Here is a 21,507-nt window from a genome sequence, read left to right as displayed (position 1 = left end):
TATAAATATTTTATTATCAGTAACCTACAATGCATTACTATTATATTCGATAAACAGAATTTATTTCTAAAAAATTAAAAAAAAGAAATCTCCGAAGAAATTTCTTTTTCTTGCTTGTTATTTCTGAATTGATCGATAAGTTTCAACCAAATTCATAAACTCTGATCTGTAGCCTTCTTCATCATTGCCTTTTCCTTTTTTGGAAAGCTTTTCAACCTCGATCAAATCTTTATTTTTAATTAAATCTGAATTTCTTAAAACCAATCCAAACCAAGCAACCGAAGAGGCAAATTTAAAATCTTCACTTGCCGATGAGATGCTTTCATTCGTATTATTAACTATCTGAACGATTTCCGAACTTGTATTGCCATCTGGTTTTTTATATCTGAATTTTACGGTTGCTAACTCATCATTAAAATTTTCATCACTTGTGTTTTTAGTGTATTTTAAATCATTTTCTTTTGGTAAAAACTCAGATTTCACATCACTCGGAATAACCTCGTACAAAGCAGTTACAGTGTGTCCGTTTCCCAATTCTCCTGCATCAATTTTATCATTGGTAAAATCTTCATTTTTCAATTTTCTATTCTCATAACCGATCAGTCGATATGATTTTACAAATTTCGGATTAAACTCAATCTGAATTTTGACATCTTTTGCAATTGCATACATACTTCCGGCAAACTCTTTTCCGAGAAACTTATTAGCTTCCTGCATATTGTCGATGTAGGCATAATTTCCGTTGCCTTTATTGGCCAAAGTTTCCATATGGTTGTCTTTAAAATTTCCCATTCCAAAACCAAGACATGTAAGAAAAACTCCTGATTTTCTTTTCTCTTCGATCAATGTCTGAAGATCGCCTGTCGAAGATGCTCCCACATTAAAATCACCGTCGGTTGCAATGATAACTCGGTTATTTCCACCATTAATAAAATTTTCCTGAGCGAGTTTGTACGCCAGTTCTATTCCTTGTCCTCCTGCTGTACTTCCACCTGCCTGAAGTTTGTCTAAAGCTTCAATTATTTTATTTTTCTCTTTAGCTGAAGTCGGTGGTAAAACCATTCCTGCGCTTCCTGCGTAGACTACGATCCCGACTTTGTCTTGTGGTCTTAATTGGTCTAAAAGAACTTTAAAAGATGATTTTAATAATGGTAATTTATTTACAGCATCCATTGAACCCGAAACATCAATCAGAAAAACAAAATTTGAACTTGGTAATCTATCCATCGGGATATTTTTTCCCTGAAGACCTATTTTCAGTAATTTATGTTTAGAATTCCAAGGTGCATCATTGTATTCTGTGTTGATGGAAAATGGTTGTTCATTTTTCGGTTGTGGATAATCATATTTAAAATAATTGATCATTTCCTCAATTCGTATGGCATTTTTATTGACAATTTCACCATTATTGATCATTCTACGAACATTTGAATAAGCCGCTTTATCAACATCAATCGAGAAAGTAGACACAGACTGATTTTTTGTCAGTTCAAAAGGATTTTCTACAAAAGCATCGTATTCTTCGGAATTGCTTTGCTTAATTTGCTTTGAAAGATTAATGCTGTCGTGAACTTTTTGAATTTGCTTGAGCGCTTTTCTTTCTTTTCTCGAAAGTTTTTTGGTAGTTATAACAATGACTCCATTTGAAGCACGACTTCCGTATAAAGCAGATGCAGAAGCATCTTTTAAAATATCTACACTTTTAATCTGCTGAGAATTCAACTTGGACAGAAAGTTTTGGTCTTTAACCACACCATCAATTACAATCAGAGGTTGATTATTCCAATCTAAACTTGCAGCGCCTCTGATGAGAATATTTTGTGATAGAATGCCCGAAATTGTATTACTTGGTATTTGTCCTTGAAGATAATTTACTGGATTATTGTTGTATGATTGATTATAAAGCCACCCATTATTATTACTATTATTTGAAATTTTAATTCCTGCAACACTACCTTGTAAAGACTGAATTACATTAGAATTTGAAATCTGAGTTGAGGATGATATCACATCTTGTCTTTTTCTAATTCCTAAAGCACCCGTTACAACAACTTCTCTCATGTCTTGCGGCTCATCATCTTTATCTAAAACTCCGTCATGATCTGGTTCCATATAATATGGGTTACTTGCAACTCTGTAATCTCCTTGTTGTGGAACTAAAATAATTGGAGCTTTTACTGGTTCAGGAACTACATTTGAATAAACTAAAACTTGATTTTCTTTTTGAGAAGGTACAACAACAATTTCCTTCTCAATATTAGATTTCACAATACTGTTAGTTACTTCAACCTTAGAATTCACTTTTGCTGAAACAGTATTCTGCACAAGATTAGGTTTTGAAATATCAACAACATCTTTTTTATCAATAAAATAAAACGCTCCCAAACCAATAATTAAACTCGCAGCAATTCCGTAAGAAAACCAAATAGGAATAACTTTTTTCTTTTCTTTATTATCTAATTTTATTTCAACTTTTGCCCAAACTTTATCGAAACCCGGAAAAGTCGCAGGTTCTTCTACAGACTGAGAAGCGTCATTGAATTTTTTATCTATATCGTGATTGTTTTCCATTTTTGTAAAGTTTAAATGTTATGATTGACCAAAAGTTCCTGCAATTTTTTTCTCGCAAAATTGAGTTGTGATTTTGAAGTTCCTTCACTAATTGAAAGCATTGTCGCAATCTCTTTGTGCGGATAACCTTCAATTGCAAAAAGATTGAAAATCGCTCTGCAGCCTTCCGGAAGAAAATTGAGCAGCTTCAAAATATCCTTTTCAAAAGAAATACTGTCCGTTGGTAAACCCGTTGATTCTACCAACTCTTCTTCTAAAGAAATGTCGAGAGCTTTCATACTTCTCAGTTTCTGCAAACACTCATTTACTGCAATTTTTCTTGCCCAAGCTTCAAAAATGTCGTGATTTTGCAGTTGATTCAGCTTTGTGAAAATCTTGTAGAACGTATCGGCCAATACTTCTTCGATGTCTTCATCATTTTTCAGATAGCGTTTGCAGACTGCGTAGAGCTTTCCCGCCATTTTTTCGTAAACCTTCCGCTGAGCATTGCGGTCGTTCCGTTGGCATTCTAACAGTAATTCTTTTTCCATAGTCAGGCTTTATACTCTTATAGATGCAGAAAATTTCAGAAAGGTTGGAAACATGGTAAACTTTATTTGAATTTAGTTTAAAAAAATGAAATGTGTAAAGTAAACTTTTCTTTTAAGGTTAATATGAATTATCAAAAAAACCGCTTCAAGAAATTTTGAAGCGGTTTTTTGAATTTGAATACCAATTTAGATGAACTTTTCAATATCTCATCAATTTAAAAAATTAATTTGTTGGAAAAGGAATAAGCGGTCTTATTTCTACCGAACTGCTTGGATATTTCAAAATTGGACATGTTGTACTCCATTCTTGTACTTCTTCCAAACTGTCTGATTTACAGATTAAAAAACCTGAAACTAAAACACGATTTGTTTCCTTATATGGACCGGCAGTTATTCCATCATTTTTTATAATTAAGGCTTCGTATTCTATGGGTGCTGTATGAACCAATTTGCCCTGCATAGCGATGTTACCAATCCAAGATTCCCATTTAGGCATATCTTCTGCCATGTCTTGAGAAGTTGCCAAGTAACCATTTTCGTTGCTTTCATTGCGAAATAATAATAAGTACTCTTTCATTTTGTAGAATTTTAATTGTTAATAATGAAGCAAAATTCATCAATTAAAATTCTTTGAATGATGACAAAAATCGATATTTTACAATTTAGCTTTCAATCTGCTAAAAACATCTTTGTTAATACCCAGGTAAGATGCAATAAGTTTGCTGGAAAGTCTCGTCATTAAAGTGGGTCTGTTATGCATGAGCCATCTTATTCTGTCTAATGCTGAAAGTGACACAAAAGTATTGATACGATAAACAGAATTCGCGTAAGACGCTTCAAGAATTTGTTTATACACTTTATCAAACTGAGGAATGGTTTCCATCATGGTCTGAAAAGATCTTCTGTCAATGGCAAAAAGTTCACACGGCTCTACTGTTCTTATATTTTCATTTGCTGGATTACCGCTGCCGAAACTAATCAATTCTGAACACCAATTGTCTTCAATCACAAGGTCTCTGGTAGTCTCGTTAAAATCTTTATCATGAACGTAAACTTGCAAACATCCTTTCGCAACAAAATAAACATATTTACAAATCTCACCTTGTTGTAAAAGCTGCTCGTTTCTTTTGGTTCTGATATAAGTAAAATTAGAAATGACCTCGTCTAGATTGTCAAGGTCATTTCCTAATTTATTTATAGTATGATTTTTTAAAACTTCTAACAATTTTTTATGTTTTGAAATTTTTTATTTTAGAAAAAACATATAATTTGAATCTCAATTAAAATATCGCAGGATATTTCTGAGGATTTGTTTCATTAAATAAAGCATAAATTCTTTCAACCATATCATCAGAAGATGGCTTGCTGAAATAATCTCCGTCACTTGCATACGCAGGTCTGTGATCGTTTGCCGCAATCGTCACCGGATCAGAATCTAAATATCTGAACGCTTTTTGCTTTTCTAAAATCTGCTGAAGAATAAACGCTGATGTTCCACCTTCCACATCTTCGTCGATCACGACCAAACGGTTGGTTTTCTTCACAGATTCAGCTATTTCATGCGTTAAATCGAATGGAATTAATGACTGAACGTCAATAACTTCCGCAGAAATTCCTAGTTTTTCAAGTTCTTCCGCTGCTTCCATGACAATTCTCCAAGTCGAACCGTATGTTACCAAAGTAACATCTTTTCCTTCTTTTGTAACCTCAATTTTCCCGACAGGAACGGTGAATTCGCCTAAATTATCCGGTTGTTTTTCTTTCAATCGGTATCCGTTCAAACATTCAACAATCACAGCAGGATCGTCACTTTGAAGCATGGTATTGTAGAATCCGGCAGCTTTGGTTAAGTTTCTCGGAACTAAAACCAAAATACCTTTTGACAGGTTTAAGATCCCCGCCATCGGCGAACCTGAATGCCAAACACCTTCCAGTCTGTGGCCTCTCGTTCTGATAATTACAGGAGCTTTCTGACCGCCTTTTGTTCTGTACTGAACAGTTGCCAAATCATCGCTCATTCCCTGTAAACAGTATAAGATATAGTCTAAATATTGGATTTCAGCGATTGGTCTTAAACCTCTCATCGCCATCCCGATTCCCTGACCAAGAATAGTCGCTTCACGGATTCCTGTATCGGCAACACGAATTTCACCGTATTTTTCCTGCATTCCTTCAAGACCCTGGTTGACGTCACCGATATTTCCGGCATCTTCACCAAAAACCAAAGTCTGAGGATATTTTTCAAATATTTTGTCAAAATTATTTCTTACCACCACTCTTCCGTCTACATCTTCAGAAGTTTCAGAATAGATGGGCTTGATTTCTTTAATGTTTTCAGCCTTCCATTGAGACTGCGAATATAAATGAGAAGAATAATTGTCTTTTTCAACTTCAAAAACTTCGTTGTATTTGTTCATCAACTGAGTTCTTTCCGCAGATTGAGTCCCTCTTGTTGCTAATAACGACTTTCTGATTAAATGAAAGACATCTTTTTTCGCTTTAGAAACTAATTTATTGTATTGATTTACAAACTCTTCAATTTCAGAATGTTTTCCTTTTAGATTTTCAACCAGAGGTAATACTGAAAAAGCCAATTCAGTCAGTGATTTCTGATAATTTTCCCACGCAGTTTTCTGTCCGGCTTTTACTTTTTTCTTTGCTTCTTCATCAATAGCGTCTAATTCTTCAATGCTTGCAATAATTTCCTCGTTTCCTTCAATTTCGATGGAATAATTTAAAATCCACTCTCTGAATTTTACCAATCCGTCAAAATCAGCTTCCCAAGATAAACGGTCTTCATTTTTATATCTTTCGTGCGATCCTGATGTTGAGTGACCTTGAGGTTGCGTAACTTCAATAACGTGAACAACCACAGGAACAGATTCTGTTCTTGCAAAATGTTCAGCTCTAGCATAAGCATCCAATAAAGCCGGATAATCCCAGGCTTTCACCTGAATGATTTCACAACCCTGATTTTCGCCTTCTTTTCTTTGGAAACCGCTCAACATTTCAGAAATGTCAGCTTTTGCTCGCTGCTTCATCGTCGGCACCGAAATTCCGTATCCGTCATCCCAAATCGAAACGATCATAGGAACCTGAAGCGCACAAGCGGCGTTTAAAGTTTCCCAAAAATGGCCTTCTGCTGTTGAAGCATCACCAATGGTTCCAAAAGCAATTTCATTTCCTTCGTTGGAAAACTTATCGGAACCGTCAAATTTTACTGATTTGTATATTTTTGAAGCCTGAGCCAGACCTAATAATCTCGGCATTTGCCCTGCAGTCGGAGAAATGTCTGAAGAAATATTTTTCTGAGCCATCAAATCTTTCCAGCTGCCGTCTTCGTTTAAACTTCTTGTGGCAAAGTGGCCGTTCATCTGTCTTCCTGCAGATGCTGGTTCTCTTTCGACACTTGTATCTGCATATAACTGAGCAAAAAAACTTTCAACCGACAAAGCATCTACAGCAAGCGCAAATGTCTGATCTCTGTAATATCCAGAACGGAAATCTCCGTTTTTAAATACTTTCGCCATGGCTAACTGAGGCAGCTCTTTTCCGTCTCCAAAGATTCCGAATTTGGCTTTTCCGGTAAGCACTTCTCTTCTGCCCAGATAAGACATTTCACGAGAAATTCTTCCTAATTTATAATCTTCAAGTATCTGATTTTTAAAGTCTTGAAAGGATATCTGCTGAGTTTCAATATAGGTTGTCTGCATAGCCAAATATTAAATATTTTTTATTAATGAAGTATTTTGCTAATATACACTTTTTATATTAATTTTAATTTTCAAGAATGATTTTTATAAATTTGATAATGAGAAAAAATGTATTTACTTTGAATAAAACTATGTATTATGGCAAAAAAGTCTACTCATATTCTAAATGCATCGACTAATCTTCTGGGATTTTCTATGATCATAATCACCTCATTAAAAATCACTAAAACGAGCCATCATACATTTTTAGACGAATTTGCGGCGATTGCATGTGTGTTTTTTGCCTGCAGCAGTTTCTTTTCGTTTATGGCCATACGATCAAAGAAAGAAAATCTGGAAAACAGATATGAGAGTATTGCGGATTATTTATTTTTAATCGCTTTATTTTGTATTGTTCTGTCTGTAATTATTATAACAACGACAATAATTGACTAAAATTTTCTTTCAATTACATAATCCAACATCATGTGTAGTGATTTTCTTACTTCAGAATCAGGAAATTCATCAAGAATATCTTTAGCTTTCTGCTGAAAATCTTTCATTTTTGTCATCGCGTAATCTAAACCTCCTGAACTTTTCACAAAAGCGATCAGCTCTTTTACACGTTTTTGGTTGTTATTGTAACGTTTTATGGTATTGAAATAGTATTTCCTATCTGTTTCGCCGGCAATTTTTAAAGTATGAATTAAAGGCAAAGTCATTTTCTGCTCTTTGATATCAATTCCAACCGGTTTTCCGATAACATTTGAACTTAAGTAATCGAATAAGTCATCTTTGATCTGGAAAGCCATTCCTGTGTAGGTCCCAAACTGCATCATTTTCTTGGCTAAAGCTTCATCTGCATCGTTTGAGAGGGCCCCAATCTCGCAGCAGGCAGCAATTAACGTAGCTGTTTTCTGACGGATGATTTCGTAATATACATCTTCGGTGATATCGAGTTTTCTGGCTTTTTCCAACTGGAGAAGTTCACCTTCAGACATTTCTCTGATGGTTCTAGAAATGACGGAAAGTAGATCGTAATCTTTATGGTCTGTAGAAAGCAAAACTGCTTTAGATAAAAGAAAATCACCTACCAAAACAGCAATTTTATTTTTCCATAAAGCATTGATAGAAAAAAAATCACGTCTCTTAAAACTCTCATCAACCACATCATCATGCACCAAAGTTGCCGTGTGAATCAGCTCGATCATTGAAGCTCCACGATATGTTTTTTCATTGACTTCTCCTGTAAGTTTTGCACACAAGAAGACAAACATCGGGCGCATTTGCTTTCCCTTTGTCGTAACAATAAAACGGGTAACTTTATCGAGTAATGCGACTTTGCTCTGCATAGATTCATAAAACTTCTGTTCGAAAAGTTTCATTTCCTCATTGATCGGTCGTTTGATTTCTTCTACAATGTTGGCCACTATCTGAGAATGATGGGTGAGTATTTATTATTCTCACAAAGATAATTTTTTTAAACCAATTTTAACAAAAATTAAAATTTGAGTTTTTCTTTAGGAATAAAATATAGAGAAGGCTGTGTCCTCTTGATTGGAGAATTAAATTTTTCCCCGGAAATATACACTCCGTTTTCATCCACCGCAATTCCTTCAATCTGCCCTACTGAAAGCGCACTTCCCAAATAATAATGTGTGGGGTTTTTGGTAAAAAAGATTCCCGGTTCGGTTTCGCTGAAAATATCTAAAAATACTTCGGTTTTTTTTGTATAGCCGACTATATAAAGTTTTTTATTATAATAACATGCATCAGTAACGACAAACCCTGTCTTGTAAGATTCTACTTTTTGAGCAACCTGATTTTCAAATTTTTCAGGATCAACTATGTAATGACTTGTCGCTTTTGAAGCCCATTCTTTAGTGAAAATATGAATTTTACCATCGAGATAAATCATCGATTCCAAATCATAATCTGTTGAAATATTTTTTGATGTGAAATCCTTTTGTTCGGGATAATAAAATGAAATGGTTTTCATCAAATCATTTTCCAATTGATTATTCTGAAAAGGAATCTTATAAATTTTTAAATCTTTTCGGGTTCCTGCGTTATTGCCAAAATCTCCGATGTAGAAATTTTCTCCATCATTGGTTAAAGCTTCCCAGTCTTTATTTTCAGTATTAACTTTTAAAGCTTTGAGAATTTTTCCTGAATTTTTTTCGATTTCATACAATTCTGCAGGATTTCCGCTGTCGTTGAAAGTGTAGAGTTTTCCATCAAAGAAATTCAATCCGGAAGTTTCCTGAATGGAATCATTTAAAACTGAAACTCTGAATTTTTTAAGCTTAAAAATTTCTGCCTGTTGAGAAAAAGCAGTTTGAAAAGTAAAAATGATCAATAATTGAAAAACCTTTTTCATATCGCAAAATTAGGAATTTGGGTATGAATGGATTATTAATATTTAGAGATAAATTAAAGGAATTATTCAGCGTTTTTGTTGGCCAACTGACCACAAGCTGCATCAATGTCACCGCCACGACTTTTTCTAACCATTACTGTAATTCCTGCTTTTTCAAGTTCACGAACATACTTTTCTTCAGCAGCAATACTTCGATGATCAAATTTTCCTTCCCCAATCGGATTATATTGGATTAAATTAACTTTAGAAGGAATCTGTCGGCAATATTTAATCAAAGCTTTGATATCTTCATCTTTGTCATTGATTCCTTTCCACACGCAATATTCAAAAGTAACAACAGAACCTGTTTTTTTGTACCAGTATTGAAGTGCTTCCATGATATCCGTCAGAGGAAATTTATCTGAAAACGGCATAATCTCATTACGGGTTTGTTCAACCGCAGAATGTAATGATAAGGCGAGCTTTACTTTTAACTCGTCATCAGCCAGCATTTTAATCATCTTGGGAATTCCTGATGTAGAAACGGTAATTCTTCTTGGTGACATTCCTAAACCTTCAGGTTGAGTTATTTTTCTGATGGCTTCAACTACATTTTTATAGTTCATCATCGGCTCACCCATTCCCATAAAAACAATGTTGGTAAGCGGACGGTTATAATATTCTTTACTTTGTCTGTCAATTAAAGCAACCTGATCTACGATTTCTGCAACCTCAAGATTTCTCATTCTTTTGAGTTTTGCTGTAGCACAAAATTCACAGTTTAACGAGCAACCCACTTGCGAAGAAACACAAGCTGTAGTTCTGGTTTCTGTTGGTATAAGAACAGATTCCACCATAAGACCGTCATGAAGCTTCACTCCATTTTTTATCGTTCCGTCTGTAGATTTCTGAAATTGATCTACTGCTGCAGGATTCATGATAAAGTCCCGGATAAGATGCTCTCTCAGATCTTTTGAAAGATTCGTCATCTCTTCAAATGAATGAAGATTTTTACTCCAGATCCAGTCATAGACCTGTTTGGCACGGAAAGGTTTTTCACCAATAGTACCAAAGTAATCTTTGAGTTGGTCGAGTGATAATGTACGGATGTCTTTCATTTGTAAGGTTGTAGATGTTAGGTTGAGGGTTGCAGGCAAATTAAACCTGCAACCCTTCGCCTTATATCTTATTAAAGGATCAGCATTGCGTCACCGTAAGAATAGAATTTGTACTTTTCTCTTACTGCTTCTTCGTATGCCTGCATTAAGAAATCTTTTCCTGCAAACGCTGCAATCATCATCATCAGAGTAGATTTTGGCGTATGGAAATTGGTGATCATAGTATTGGCAACTCCAAAATCGTGAGGCGGATAAATAAATTTATTCGTCCAGCCATTAAATGCAGATATTTTTCTGTTAGAAGAAACTGAAGTTTCAATTGCTCTCATCGTTGTAGTACCTACTGCACATACTCTTCTGTTTTCCTGAACAGCTTTGTTAATGATTTCAGCATTTACCTCATCGATAATGATTTCTTCAGATTCCATTTTGTGTTTTGAAAGATCTTCTACTTCGATCGGGTTGAACGTTCCCAAGCCTACATGCAGCGTTACTTCAGCGAAATCAATTCCCTTAATTTCAAGTCTTTTCATCAAATGTCTTGAGAAATGCAGACCTGCAGTTGGCGCCGCAACAGCTCCTTCTACTTTTGCATAAATCGTCTGATATCTTTCAGCATCTTCAGGCTCAACATCTCTTTTGATATATTTTGGAAGCGGAGTTTCTCCTAATTCTTTCAATTTAGTTCTGAATTCTTCGTACGAACCGTCGAATAAAAACCTTAGCGTTCTACCTCTTGAGGTGGTATTATCGATTACCTCAGCCACTAAAGATTCGTCTTCAGTAAAGAATAATTTATTACCAATTCTTATTTTTCTTGCAGGATCTACCAAAACATCCCAAACGCGGGTTTCTTTATCAAGCTCTCTTAAAAGAAAAACTTCGATTTTAGCTCCTGTTTTTTCTTTATTTCCGTAAAGACGTGCCGGGAAAACTTTAGTATTATTGAAAATGAACAAATCTTTTTCATCAAAATAATCTACAACATCTTTGAATGTTTTGTGCTCTATCGTTTGAGTTTTTCTATCAAGAACCATCAGCCTCGACTCGTCTCTGTGTTCAGACGGATGTTCTGCCAATAATTCTTCAGGGAGATCAAAATTAAAATCGGATGTCTTCATTTTTTAAATTACGGTTTAAAAATTATAAAAAATTACGGATGTAATTTTCGGATTGCAAATATACAACATTCAATACCCCTTTGTCAAGTCTTTATTTTACAATCGTTACTGGAAGGGACCCCAAAGCATGACATTTTTTTATTCATAAAATTATTTGGAAAAAAAACAGTATTTTAGTCTGATAAAAAATTACATTGATGAGCAAATATTCTTTAGAAGAATTCGTAAAAGAAACGAAAGAAAATCCATTTGAAAGAGACTATTTCGAACTGGAAAAACCTGCACTATTAGAAATTAACCTCAACAATCAGGCAGTCTGGACAAAAACAGGAAGCATGGTTGGATATATTGGAAATATTAATTTTGAAAGACAGGGAATGCTTGCCGGCGGACTTGGAAATCTCTTAAAAAAAGCACTCAGCGGGGAAGGTTCAAAACTGATGAAAGCTGAAGGCACCGGCAAATTGTACGTTGCAGATTCTGGTAAAAAAGTCAGAATTCTTTATTTAAATAACGAAACGCTTTTCGTGAATGGGAACGATGTTTTAGCGCATGAGCAAAGTATCAAAAGTGACATTACCATGTTAAAAAGCATTGCAGGAATGATGTCTGGTGGATTATTTCAGGTAAAACTTTCCGGAACAGGACACATTGCAATCACTACCCACGGCGAACCTTTGACTTTAATGGTTACTCCAGATGCTCCTGTTTTTACTGATCCCAATGCAACAGTTGCCTGGTCTGGAAATTTAAGTCCTGAACTAAAAACCAACGTTTCTTTTAAAAGTTTGATGGGAAGAGGAAGCGGCGAAGAATTCCAGATGAAATTTTCCGGAAATGGATGGGTGTTGATACAGCCTTTTGAGGAGATTTATGTGGTGGCAAAGTAATAATCTTTGACATCTTTAATTATAAAATAAAAGCAAGGAATTAGATCCTTGCTTTTTGATTTAAATAAATTCTAAAATCTTTTTCCAGTCTTCTAGTTTCTTTTCAAAGGAAACCGTGTGAAGCGGACTTGTTGAGGGCAATAAATTCATTGGAATTTTAAAATTTTTGCCTAAAATCTTCTGTAAATTTTTATAAGACTTCCCACCATTACAAAAGATTGCTTGTATATTTGGATATTCTTCTAAAAGTTCAGCGATCTGATTGGCTTCTTCATTTTTAATTTCAGAATCCAGGCTTCCTTTTCTTTCACAAGAATCGATGGTGTCCCAAAGTGCAAGATGATATTTCTTTAAAACAGCAATTCTTTCAATGTAATCTTCAGTAAATTCTTCATGAAATAGTTCAAAAATAATTTTCCAGAATTTATTTTGAGGATGACCGTAATATTGTTGTTTTTCTAAAGATTTCACTCCGGGAATAGAGCCTAGAATTAATATTTTAGAATTCGTATCAATTATTGGCGGAAATGATGAGATTCTCAACTTATATCTTTTTTCAAATTATCAATATAAATTCTAGGGTTTTGTCCTTTAACAACACTATCAAATGCTTTATTTGCAATGATACTTAAAGGCAAACCTACTACTAATCCTGCTGGACCTCCTATTAAAAAGCTCGCAGAAGTGGTTAAACCAAAGACACTAAATTCTTTAAAGAGCTTTCCTTTATATGATTCCCAAAATGATTTTGAGCCAGTTGCTTCTTTAATATACTCTTCGGTTAGTTCTTTTGAATCAATTTCTTGATTAAAATTATTGATCCATTCTCTAAATAATTTCGCATTCTTTAAATGTCTCAATCTGAATACATCATCAATATCATATTTTTTTAAAAGATAAAGTTGTTTCAAATCAGGAACATTCTCAACATTCAATATTTCAGTGGTATTCTCAGTAATTTTATATGCTTTTTCAATACCTTCATATCCTTTCTTTAAAATTTCCAACTCATCAAAACTATTCATACTTTTGTAATTATTTTCAAGAATATTTGATGCATTTAAAACTTTTCTACTAACGTCAAATAACCTTCTCCTTTCATCAAGATTCAACATATTTTCTTCTTTAATAAAAGGTAAGCCTAAATCTTCTAATAAATTATTTCTGTAAGAGTCGATAATTATTTGAACAGTATTTGCTGCAAGTTGATTTTCTTTAACATTTACATAAGCTTTTGATATATCTCTAATTAATATTCTCTTATAGTTTCTTTGAAAATTAAAATTTTCTAATGCTTTTGCGACGTTATTTTCAGGATCAAAGTCAGATTCACTTAAACTTCCAGACGCCAAAGGAGGCCTTCCCAATAGTTCTTTTTCAAAATCTGCTTTCCTTACCCCTTTTTTTCCTTCAAGTGAAAAAATTAATGATTTACTAACTTCAAATTTCAAATAATCATTCTTTATTAACCTTTCTATAGTTTTAATTCCTAAATTTTTGATTAAAAAATATAACGCAAAATTATCCTTATCAGTACTAACTATTATCTCATCGAATATTAATAATTGTTCGAAAAAACTGCTTAAAAGTTCATCTGTTTGTTGTTGTGACAGCCTAGGATAACCTTGATTATCTATAACAATTGGTGAATTTTTAGTTATTGAATTATTAAAAAGTCTGTTCATAATTTTTCTTTACAAAGTTTCTTTCAGCCAATCAAAGAATTCTCTCTGCCAAACAAGACCGTTTTGCGGGTGAAGAACCCAATGATTTTCATTTGGAAAATATACCAATTTAGATTTTAAGCCTTTCAATTTTGCCGCTTGGAAAGCTTCCTGACCTTGCTCGTAAGGGACACGGAAATCAATTCCGCCTTGCACAATCATGATCGGCTTATTCCATTTATCAACAAAATTACTCGGATTAAAATCTGTGTATGCTTTTGGAAGAGGCTTTTCCCAAGGCGAACCCAAATCCCAATTGGCAAACCAAAGCTCTTCTGTTGTAAGATACCAAGATTTCATATCAAATAACCCGTCGTGAGCAATGAATGTTTTGAATCTGTTGTTATGAACTCCAGCCAGCATAAAAACACTATAACCCCCATAACTTGCGCCGACAGCCGCTACTCTATCACCATCCACATACGGTAAGGTTTTCGCAAAATCTGTTGCAGCAAGATAATCTCTTATTGGCTGGCCGCCCCAGTCTTTTGAAATTTCTTCATTCCATTTTGTTCCCCAACCCGGCATTCCGCGACGGTTGGGTGCTACGACAATGTATCCATTCGCAGCCATTAAAGCAAAGTTCCATCTTGTACTGAAAAACTGCGTTAGAGCAGATTGTGGACCACCTTGACAATATACCAAAGTCGGATATTTTTTATTCGGGTCAAAGTTGGGTGGATAATGAAACCATACTCCCATTTGTTTTCCATCCGAAGTTTTTACCATCTTTAATTCAGATTTTCCCTGAGCCAATTTCGAATACATATCTTTATTAGCTTCTGTAACCGGCATTAGCTCACCGGTTTTAAGATTTACAGAGAATATTTCTGATGCATGATTGATATCTGTTTTTGAAACTAAAAGTGAATTTTTTTGGTCAGCAAAAATCTCATTAACATCAAAATCCCCTTTTGTAATCTGCTGAACTTTTGAAGATCTAGTATCTACAGAAAACAATTGTTTTGTCCCTTTGAAAGCTGCCGTGAAATAAATATTTTTGGAATCCCCGCTCCAGAAAACATCTCCAGAAACGCTTTCGTCCCATGTTTTTGTAAGGTTTGATAATTTTCCAGATTTCCAGTCCATCAGTTTGATGTCATTTTTATCCGCTTCGTAACCGTCTCTTTCCATACTTTGCCAAAGCAGAGATTTTCCATCGGGGCTGAATTTCGGATTTACGTCATATCCTTTATTGGTTTCCGTTAAATTTTTCGTTGTTCCTGAAGCCAAATCGTAAGCAAAAATATCGGTATTCGTGCTTGTTGAATACTCCTTTCCACTTTTTGGTTTTGTTACATATAAAAGTTGTGTAGAATCTGGGCTGAAAACGAAATCTTCCGCTCCGCCGAAAGGCCTTTGAGGAGAATCCCATGTTTTTCCTTCCAGTAAATCTTTAGCAGAATCGATATTTGAAGAAGTATCAACTAGAAAAACGTGATTGTATTTTCCTTCATTAAAATAGTCCCAATGTCTGTGATTCAAATCGGTATAAACCTGTGCCGTGGTTTTTGGAGTATCTGAATATTTATCCTTGCCCATCAGTTTTTCAACCAAAACCTGCTTGCTGAATGCTATTTTCTTTCCATCAGGAGAAATTACGACGTTATCAACCTCGCCGATTGTGTAAAAGTCCATCCAGGTTTTTCCGCTGTCTTTCGAAAGATAGATTTTATCATCTTCCTGAGCATACAATCCATTTTTATCCCATTGAATTAATGCTTTTTTGCCTAAATCAATTTTAGAAGACTGATTATTGAGTACGTTCAGAAAATAATTTTCGTTTTTCGTCTTTTCAGTTTTTAAGTCAACTTGTCCAACTTTATAAATTAGTGATGACCGATCGGGTGAAACAGCCTGTACTCCGACTTTTTTTAAAGTCCAAAGAATCTCTGGGGTCATTAATTGTTGTGCATTCATTAAAAACGGAGCTGCCAAAGCGAGCAGACTGTGCTTAAGTTTCATATATGATTCGTTTTTACGACTTCAGAATTGTATATCTTAAAGTCTTAATTTAATTCAAAGATTGCCAAAGTTATGTAAATGTGTTTATATTAATTAATGAAACCTTTATAATTTTTTATTAATTTCGTTTCTTACAATTAAATTTCTATGAAAAAAAAATTATTTTCTGTATTCATTTTCATTTCTATTTTCTGTTCTTCACAAATCAATATGATTCCTGCTGGGACGCATTATGACAATGCTTATCCGGTAACTATTTCCGGAAACGGAACAATTTATTACACGACAGACGGAAGCACACCGACATTCAGTTCCAGCTCAGGAACAAACAATGTGCAGATCACTATTAATCAAAATAAAGAAATTAAAGCATTTTTGATGGACGGACAGGGAAATGTTTCACCTGTGTTCGCCAGAAAATATTATACCGGAACTCTCCCACTCGCTACCATTTACTTTAAACCTCCTTCTACATGGACTAACGGAGCTTGTGTAATAACTGATATGGTGAATCCCAATTCTGTAAACGGAGGAGTTGTTGATATTTTCTGGCCCGGACCCCAAATGCAGAATACAGGATGTGACGGTTGGTATAAGTTTGGAGGTTATTATGAAAATGCTAATTTGACTTTTACCAATTGTTTTATGATGAATATTCCTCCAGCAGCTATCAGTACCAACACAATTCCTGCAGGAAGTATAATATATTACGACTTTACTAATGGAGCAATCAGCAATCCGCCTTCATGCTTATTTTTAAGTACCTCAGAAAACAAGAGCAGAAATTTTATGATGGTTAAAATTTATCCAAATCCAGTTACAGATATTTTAAAGATCAATTCTAATATAGATTTTAGAGCATATGAAATTGTGGATATAAGCGGAAAAATCATTAGTTCAAACAAATTTTCTTCAAAAGAAATATCTGTCACCCATATTATTTCAGGAAATTATTTTATAAAACTGAAGGATGGAAAAGGAAATGAAACTTTACTGAAATTTCTGAAAAAATAAAAAATCGCCAGCTAAAAACTGGCGATTGTATCTAGAATATCGAGTTATTTATCTCCATCGGATATCATTGAATTGGCCAATGATGTGATTACAGAGAGTAAAATACTGAATAAAAATGCCCACCAGAAACCATCAACAACCATGCTGTTGATAAAATAATCTGCAATGAGAATAATCAGAGCATTAATTACTAATGCAAAGAAGCCCAATGTAATGATGGTCAGAGGAAGACCAAAAAGATTTAAAATGGGTTTTACAATTAAATTTAAAAGTGCCAAAACAACTGCGAAAATGATGGCTGTGGAAAAACCATCGAAATGTACTCCCGGTAAAAGTTTGGTCAGTAAAAATGCTACAATAGCAGTGATCAGCAAACGAAATAGTAAATTCATAGTGTTAATTTTTTAATGTTGCTAAAGAAACAAAACTTATTCCAATGCAACTGAATTGTTAGTGAATAAGAATTTTATCTAATTTTCATCATCGTCACCAAAGAAGTTGCCACATGGCTTTCTGAAGTACGATCGTTGCTCACCGTATAAATTTCTGTTCTGATTACGCTGATCTTACTTCCGCCTTTTACCACATACGCTTTTGAAACTAATGCATCACCAATTGCAGGTCGCAAATAATTTACTTTTAATTCAACAGTCACCACATAGCAATCCTGTTCGTAATGACTGACAGCTGCATAACCAGACGAAACATCTACCAATGAAGCAATCATTGCACCATTGAACATTCCTGCGGTTCTTGTCATCATTTCCATTTTTGGGATTTTAATGGAGACGAAATCGGTTTCCACTTCTAAAAGTTCGGCGCTGTAAAATTTCAAAGTTTCTGAACGGTTGAAACTGTCGGTCATGAGTTTTCTTTTTTCAGGAGTCATGGAATTTAATTTGAGATTTGAAAATAGGGTCAGAGATCCCATTTCTTTTGGCTAATTTAATCAAAATCTTAGAGCAATGCTTCACTATCAAAATTTTGGAAAGTCAAAAGCAGTAGCACTGCTTCTTAACTAATGATTTTTTTCTAAAGAGATTTTATCTAATATTTTCAAGTCGTTGTGATAGGATTTTTTTTATATTTGAAAGCTAAGCAACTTATAGTTTGGATTTACACATTCTGTAAAGATAAAGTCTGCAATTTTCACATAAATAACAAAATTTAAAAATTTGGAAAAAAATTTATACAAAGAATATTTTAAAACTCTAAAATATTATCTTACAGTCCTTAATATTGATAAAGATAAAGGATTGATTGGTTGTTCAGAGGAAGAAATAGATAGTATAAAATCTAAAAAAGATAATTTCCCACTTGCATATGAAGAATATTTGCGAAGTATTGGAAAAAAATTCCTGTTTGAATTTATGGATGCAGAAGATATGGCATTTGAAGATTTAGATTATATAAATGAATTTGCAAATGATGTATTTGAAAACAATTCTCTGAGATTAGAAAATGAATTTTTAGTACTTTCCGAAAGAAGAAATGATTATATTTCTATAATCTTTACAAAAGAGGAAAACCCTGCAGTTTGGATTATGAGTGAATATTGGGATGAAAGTAAGGGAGAAAATTTATCTATTAGAACAAAATCATTTACTGATTTAATGAACGAATTTTTTAGGCAAACGTTACAAAACCATACATCATCTTTTCATTTTGTATCAAGTAAAATAAAAGATACTGAAAAATATATCGAGAATAAATATATATCTTGGGTAAAAGGACTAAATGAAATAAAGCAAAAAATTGATGATGATAAAATTGAAAATAATCTCGTTAATCAACTTAACCAATATTTTCTTGATTATTATATACCAAATATAAGCGCTTTTACTAAAATTTTGAGTGATAGTAAATCTAAGCAAAATAATAAACGAGAAGAAAAAGATATTGCGGAAGAAAACAAAAGACAAGTTAAAGAGTACATTCCTGAAAAAAAACAAACACTTTTAGAAAAATTTTTTAATCTTTTTAAATAAAATCTGCTGACAACAAGGTATTGCTAAAAGTGAAACTAAACCGCGACGATTGGATATTGTGGTGCCGTTTCAACTTTTCATTTTCGATTCACCTTTTGCTCTAAAATCCCAGCCTTCGGTAATAGTTGAAACGTTTAGTTCTCTTAGCTTATGTATAAACGATCAACAAAAATAAGTGTTTTTAAGGCTATTTAAAAAATCCCCTACCTTTGCAAAATGGAATTAGAATCTATTTACAAAAAACTGCAGATTCAGGATATGAATCAAATGCAGAAATCTACATACAAAACTACGGAAAACAACACAGATGTTGTTTTACTTTCTCCTACAGGTTCAGGAAAAACACTTGCATTTTTATTTCCGGTTCTTAGAAATCTTCAAAAAGAATCTACAGGAATTCAGGCTCTGATTGTGGTTCCGGCGAGAGAACTGGCTTTGCAGATCGAGCAGGTTTTCAAATCAATGGGAAGTGATTTCAAAGTTACGGTTTGCTACGGTGGTCACGATAAAAAAATTGAGATCAACAATCTTAAGGAAGCTCCCGCTGTATTGATCGGAACTCCGGGAAGAATCGCCTATCACATGAGAAATAAAAATCTTGATGTGAAAACAATCAAAAATTTAGTTTTAGACGAATTTGATAAGGCTTTAGAATTAGGTTTTCATGATGATATGGAATATATTATTGAAAATATGTACAATCTTTTTCAGAGAATCCTGACCTCAGCAACTTCAATGGATGAAATTCCGAAGTTTACGGGTCTGAAAGATGAAAAAATAGTCGATTTCTTAAAATTAGGCGAAAATAAACCTGATATTCAATTAAGAAAAGTAATGACGATTTCAGAGGAAAAACTCGACACTTTATTTCATTTAATCTGTAAAATCGGGAACAAAAGAACCTTGATTTTTTGCAATCACAGAGAGACCGTTGACCGTATTGCTGATCTGCTTTTAGATAAAGGTATTGCGAGAGAAACCTTCCACGGCGGTATGGAACAGGATGAAAGAGAGCGCGCTCTTTTGAAATTCAGAAATGATACCGCGAGAGTTTTGATCACTACGGATCTGGCTGCACGAGGTTTGGATGTTCCGGAAGTTGAGTCGATTGTACATTATCAGCTGCCGACAACAGAAGATGCATTCATTCACAGAAACGGCCGTACAGCAAGAATGAACGCCAAAGGTTTTGCTTATTTGGTGATGACGGAAGATGAAAAATTTCCGTTCATTAAAAAAGATACTCCTGAAGAATCTGTAAAAGAATTTTCTAAAGTTCCCGCTAATCCGCCATTTCAGACGATTTACATTAGTGCCGGAAAAAAAGATAAGGTGAATAAAGTGGATATTGTAGGATATTTATTGAAAAAAGGCGAATTGCAGAAAGAAGATTTAGGTTTGATTGAAGTGAAAGATACGACTTCTTATGTTGCTGTTTCCAGAACTAAAGTAAGAGAATTATTGAAAAAACTGAGCACTGAAAAGCTGAAAGGTAAGAAAGTGAAAATGGAGGTTGCATACTAAATTCTGATGGAGCTAAGTTTGAGTTGGAAAAATTCAAACTCAACCTTAGCCTCAACTTTAAATCATTTTATTCTACCCGTTTTTGTTGGTAAAATGTAGACTGATTTTGAAGCGGTGATAAATAAAACATTATTTTTTTCTCCGCCAAACGTCACATTTCCTGTCCAGTCTTCAGGAATTTTGATGTGATGAACTTTTTCACCTTTTGAATTAAAAACTATCACACCGTCTCCTGTTAAGTAGACATTTCCTTCTTTGTCGAGCGTCATTCCGTCTGAACCCATTTCGCAAAACAACTTTTTTTCTGAAAGTTTTCCTTCGTCTAAAATATCGTAAACATAGGTTTTTCCGGCATCAATATCTGACACGTACAATTTTTTCAACTGAATACTTCCGATAATTCCATTCGGTTGTGTAAACGTTTCCAACTTTGAAATTTTGCCGTTTTTATTTCTGTAATACAGATTTTTCTCAGGAATTTCAACCTTGAAATTTTTCCAGTAATCTCTTTCATATAAAGGATCAGTGAAGTAAATTCCGCCATTTCCATCAAGCCAGAGGTCGTTGGGGCCGTTTAATCTTTTACCTTCAAAACCTTTAGATAAAACTTGAATAGACTTATCTTTAGAGATTTTCCAGATTTCGCCGTCGTTGTCTGAGCAAGTAATTAAGTTATCATTTTGATCGAAATATGTTCCGTTCGCACGGCCTGTTTTATCTAAAAATAAAGATATTTTGTTGTTTTTCCAATCCCAGAAATAAATTTTATCATTCGGCTGATCGGTGAAGTATACATTTCCTTCTTTATCAGCCGAAGGACCTTCCGTAAACGCAAATTGGTCTGAAATTAATTTTGGTTCTGTATTTTCAAACATAGCATTATAATTTTGTGATTTGCAACTGAGAAATGCCAAAACCAAACCAAGAATACCTGCATTCAGAATATTTTTCATTCTTATAATTTAAAGTTTACAATTTACGATTTGCGAAGTGGTTTAAAAAATATTTATC

At 34.0% G+C, this 21,507-nt stretch carries 20 protein-coding genes; 5 read left to right on the top strand and 15 right to left on the bottom strand.

What is annotated here, in order from left to right:
* Nucleotides 1-117 precede the first annotated feature (117 nt).
* The 5 genes from K0U91_RS11810 to K0U91_RS11790 form a co-directional block, all read right to left on the bottom strand.
* The gene (locus K0U91_RS11810; RefSeq protein ID WP_220179774.1) at nt 118-2,571 is read right to left on the bottom strand and encodes a vWA domain-containing protein; all 2,454 of its coding nucleotides are present in this window, start codon (nt 2,569-2,571) and stop codon (nt 118-120) included.
* An 11-nt stretch (nt 2,572-2,582) separates the two neighbouring features.
* Entirely contained in the window at nt 2,583-3,101 is a 519-nt protein-coding gene (locus tag K0U91_RS11805) for an RNA polymerase sigma factor (RefSeq protein ID WP_220179773.1), read from the bottom strand.
* 223 nt (nt 3,102-3,324) lie between these two features.
* Nucleotides 3,325-3,678, bottom strand: a complete 354-nt coding sequence (locus tag K0U91_RS11800; protein WP_220179772.1) for a YciI family protein — start codon at nt 3,676-3,678, stop codon at nt 3,325-3,327.
* Nucleotides 3,679-3,756: 78 nt separating this feature from the next.
* Nucleotides 3,757-4,326: a Crp/Fnr family transcriptional regulator gene (locus K0U91_RS11795; protein WP_220179771.1), complete on the bottom strand. Its 570-nt coding sequence runs from the start codon at nt 4,324-4,326 to the stop codon at nt 3,757-3,759.
* A gap of 55 nt (nt 4,327-4,381) precedes the next feature.
* Nucleotides 4,382-6,814, bottom strand: a complete 2,433-nt coding sequence (locus tag K0U91_RS11790; RefSeq protein ID WP_220179770.1) for an alpha-ketoacid dehydrogenase subunit alpha/beta — start codon at nt 6,812-6,814, stop codon at nt 4,382-4,384.
* A gap of 138 nt (nt 6,815-6,952) precedes the next feature.
* On the opposite strand from K0U91_RS11790, the gene K0U91_RS11785 reads away from it, so the two are divergent.
* Entirely contained in the window at nt 6,953-7,249 is a 297-nt protein-coding gene (locus K0U91_RS11785; protein WP_220179769.1) for a hypothetical protein, read from the top strand.
* Here the strand turns inward: K0U91_RS11785 and K0U91_RS11780 are convergent.
* From K0U91_RS11780 to queA, 4 genes are all read right to left on the bottom strand, one after another.
* Complete coding sequence (locus K0U91_RS11780; RefSeq protein ID WP_220179768.1) at nt 7,246-8,223, bottom strand: polyprenyl synthetase family protein; 978 nt, start codon at nt 8,221-8,223, stop codon at nt 7,246-7,248. The genes K0U91_RS11785 and K0U91_RS11780 overlap by 4 nt on opposite strands.
* 71 nt (nt 8,224-8,294) lie before the next feature.
* Nucleotides 8,295-9,173 (bottom strand): hypothetical protein, encoded by an 879-nt coding sequence (locus tag K0U91_RS11775; RefSeq protein WP_220179767.1) that lies wholly within the window; start codon nt 9,171-9,173, stop codon nt 8,295-8,297.
* Nucleotides 9,174-9,235: 62 nt separating this feature from the next.
* Nucleotides 9,236-10,270, bottom strand: a complete 1,035-nt coding sequence (gene rlmN, locus K0U91_RS11770) for a 23S rRNA (adenine(2503)-C(2))-methyltransferase RlmN (protein WP_220179766.1) — start codon at nt 10,268-10,270, stop codon at nt 9,236-9,238.
* Nucleotides 10,271-10,341: 71 nt separating this feature from the next.
* Nucleotides 10,342-11,391, bottom strand: coding sequence for a tRNA preQ1(34) S-adenosylmethionine ribosyltransferase-isomerase QueA (queA, locus tag K0U91_RS11765; protein ID WP_219969469.1), 1,050 nt, complete (start codon nt 11,389-11,391; stop codon nt 10,342-10,344).
* A gap of 197 nt (nt 11,392-11,588) precedes the next feature.
* Here queA and K0U91_RS11760 point away from each other — a divergent pair, with 197 nt between their 5' ends.
* Nucleotides 11,589-12,281 (top strand): AIM24 family protein, encoded by a 693-nt coding sequence (locus K0U91_RS11760; protein ID WP_219969470.1) that lies wholly within the window; start codon nt 11,589-11,591, stop codon nt 12,279-12,281.
* Between the two features lie 60 nt (nt 12,282-12,341).
* Here the strand turns inward: K0U91_RS11760 and K0U91_RS11755 are convergent, their stop codons facing one another.
* Genes K0U91_RS11755 through K0U91_RS11745 form a run of 3 tightly spaced genes read right to left on the bottom strand, consistent with a single transcriptional unit; the run spans nt 12,342 to nt 15,970 of the window.
* On the bottom strand, nt 12,342-12,824 hold the full coding sequence (locus tag K0U91_RS11755; RefSeq protein WP_258561870.1) for a DNA-deoxyinosine glycosylase: 483 nt from the start codon (nt 12,822-12,824) through the stop codon (nt 12,342-12,344).
* The gene (locus tag K0U91_RS11750) at nt 12,821-13,966 is read right to left on the bottom strand and encodes a hypothetical protein (protein WP_220179765.1); all 1,146 of its coding nucleotides are present in this window, start codon (nt 13,964-13,966) and stop codon (nt 12,821-12,823) included. The genes K0U91_RS11755 and K0U91_RS11750 overlap by 4 nt, the downstream gene beginning before the upstream one ends.
* Before the next feature lie 9 nt (nt 13,967-13,975).
* Nucleotides 13,976-15,970, bottom strand: coding sequence for a S9 family peptidase (locus tag K0U91_RS11745; RefSeq protein WP_220179764.1), 1,995 nt, complete (start codon nt 15,968-15,970; stop codon nt 13,976-13,978).
* A gap of 147 nt (nt 15,971-16,117) precedes the next feature.
* Here K0U91_RS11745 and K0U91_RS11740 point away from each other — a divergent pair, with 147 nt between their 5' ends.
* Nucleotides 16,118-16,984 (top strand): chitobiase/beta-hexosaminidase C-terminal domain-containing protein, encoded by an 867-nt coding sequence (locus K0U91_RS11740; RefSeq protein ID WP_220179763.1) that lies wholly within the window; start codon nt 16,118-16,120, stop codon nt 16,982-16,984.
* A 44-nt stretch (nt 16,985-17,028) separates the two neighbouring features.
* Here the strand turns inward: K0U91_RS11740 and K0U91_RS11735 are convergent, their stop codons facing one another.
* Together K0U91_RS11735 and K0U91_RS11730 are read right to left on the bottom strand one after the other, a co-directional pair.
* Nucleotides 17,029-17,376 (bottom strand): phage holin family protein, encoded by a 348-nt coding sequence (locus tag K0U91_RS11735; RefSeq protein WP_220179762.1) that lies wholly within the window; start codon nt 17,374-17,376, stop codon nt 17,029-17,031.
* A gap of 74 nt (nt 17,377-17,450) precedes the next feature.
* On the bottom strand, nt 17,451-17,873 hold the full coding sequence (locus tag K0U91_RS11730) for a PaaI family thioesterase (RefSeq protein WP_220179761.1): 423 nt from the start codon (nt 17,871-17,873) through the stop codon (nt 17,451-17,453).
* A gap of 286 nt (nt 17,874-18,159) precedes the next feature.
* On the opposite strand from K0U91_RS11730, the gene K0U91_RS11725 reads away from it, so the two are divergent.
* Together K0U91_RS11725 and K0U91_RS11720 are read left to right on the top strand one after the other, a co-directional pair.
* A complete protein-coding gene (locus K0U91_RS11725; RefSeq protein WP_219969475.1) occupies nt 18,160-18,972 on the top strand; it encodes a hypothetical protein in 813 nt (270 codons plus the stop codon).
* A gap of 216 nt (nt 18,973-19,188) precedes the next feature.
* Complete coding sequence (locus K0U91_RS11720; RefSeq protein ID WP_220179760.1) at nt 19,189-20,496, top strand: DEAD/DEAH box helicase; 1,308 nt, start codon at nt 19,189-19,191, stop codon at nt 20,494-20,496.
* Nucleotides 20,497-20,558: 62 nt separating this feature from the next.
* Here K0U91_RS11720 and K0U91_RS11715 read toward each other — a convergent pair whose 3' ends face one another.
* Complete coding sequence (locus K0U91_RS11715; protein WP_220179759.1) at nt 20,559-21,449, bottom strand: SMP-30/gluconolactonase/LRE family protein; 891 nt, start codon at nt 21,447-21,449, stop codon at nt 20,559-20,561.
* Nucleotides 21,450-21,507 lie beyond the last annotated feature (58 nt).

The organism is Chryseobacterium sp. LJ668, assembly GCF_019613955.1.
GTDB lineage: Bacteria > Bacteroidota > Bacteroidia > Flavobacteriales > Weeksellaceae > Chryseobacterium.
The sequence above is the reverse complement of the archived record's forward strand: the minus strand, read 5'-3'. Positions and strand labels throughout refer to the sequence as shown.

Coding starts and splice junctions, on each gene's coding strand:
- K0U91_RS11775 (WP_220179767.1), bottom strand. CDS start 9,173: ATGAAAAAGGTTTTTCAATTATTGATCATTTTTACTTTTCAAACTGCT.
- K0U91_RS11760 (WP_219969470.1), top strand. CDS start 11,589: ATGAGCAAATATTCTTTAGAAGAATTCGTAAAAGAAACGAAAGAAAAT.
- K0U91_RS11790 (WP_220179770.1), bottom strand. CDS start 6,814: ATGCAGACAACCTATATTGAAACTCAGCAGATATCCTTTCAAGACTTT.
- queA (WP_219969469.1), bottom strand. CDS start 11,391: ATGAAGACATCCGATTTTAATTTTGATCTCCCTGAAGAATTATTGGCA.
- K0U91_RS11805 (WP_220179773.1), bottom strand. CDS start 3,101: ATGGAAAAAGAATTACTGTTAGAATGCCAACGGAACGACCGCAATGCT.
- K0U91_RS11750 (WP_220179765.1), bottom strand. CDS start 13,966: ATGAACAGACTTTTTAATAATTCAATAACTAAAAATTCACCAATTGTT.
- K0U91_RS11720 (WP_220179760.1), top strand. CDS start 19,189: ATGGAATTAGAATCTATTTACAAAAAACTGCAGATTCAGGATATGAAT.
- K0U91_RS11715 (WP_220179759.1), bottom strand. CDS start 21,449: ATGAAAAATATTCTGAATGCAGGTATTCTTGGTTTGGTTTTGGCATTT.
- K0U91_RS11745 (WP_220179764.1), bottom strand. CDS start 15,970: ATGAAACTTAAGCACAGTCTGCTCGCTTTGGCAGCTCCGTTTTTAATG.
- K0U91_RS11740 (WP_220179763.1), top strand. CDS start 16,118: ATGAAAAAAAAATTATTTTCTGTATTCATTTTCATTTCTATTTTCTGT.
- K0U91_RS11785 (WP_220179769.1), top strand. CDS start 6,953: ATGGCAAAAAAGTCTACTCATATTCTAAATGCATCGACTAATCTTCTG.
- K0U91_RS11735 (WP_220179762.1), bottom strand. CDS start 17,376: ATGAATTTACTATTTCGTTTGCTGATCACTGCTATTGTAGCATTTTTA.
- K0U91_RS11800 (WP_220179772.1), bottom strand. CDS start 3,678: ATGAAAGAGTACTTATTATTATTTCGCAATGAAAGCAACGAAAATGGT.
- rlmN (WP_220179766.1), bottom strand. CDS start 10,270: ATGAAAGACATCCGTACATTATCACTCGACCAACTCAAAGATTACTTT.
- K0U91_RS11810 (WP_220179774.1), bottom strand. CDS start 2,571: ATGGAAAACAATCACGATATAGATAAAAAATTCAATGACGCTTCTCAG.
- K0U91_RS11730 (WP_220179761.1), bottom strand. CDS start 17,873: ATGACTCCTGAAAAAAGAAAACTCATGACCGACAGTTTCAACCGTTCA.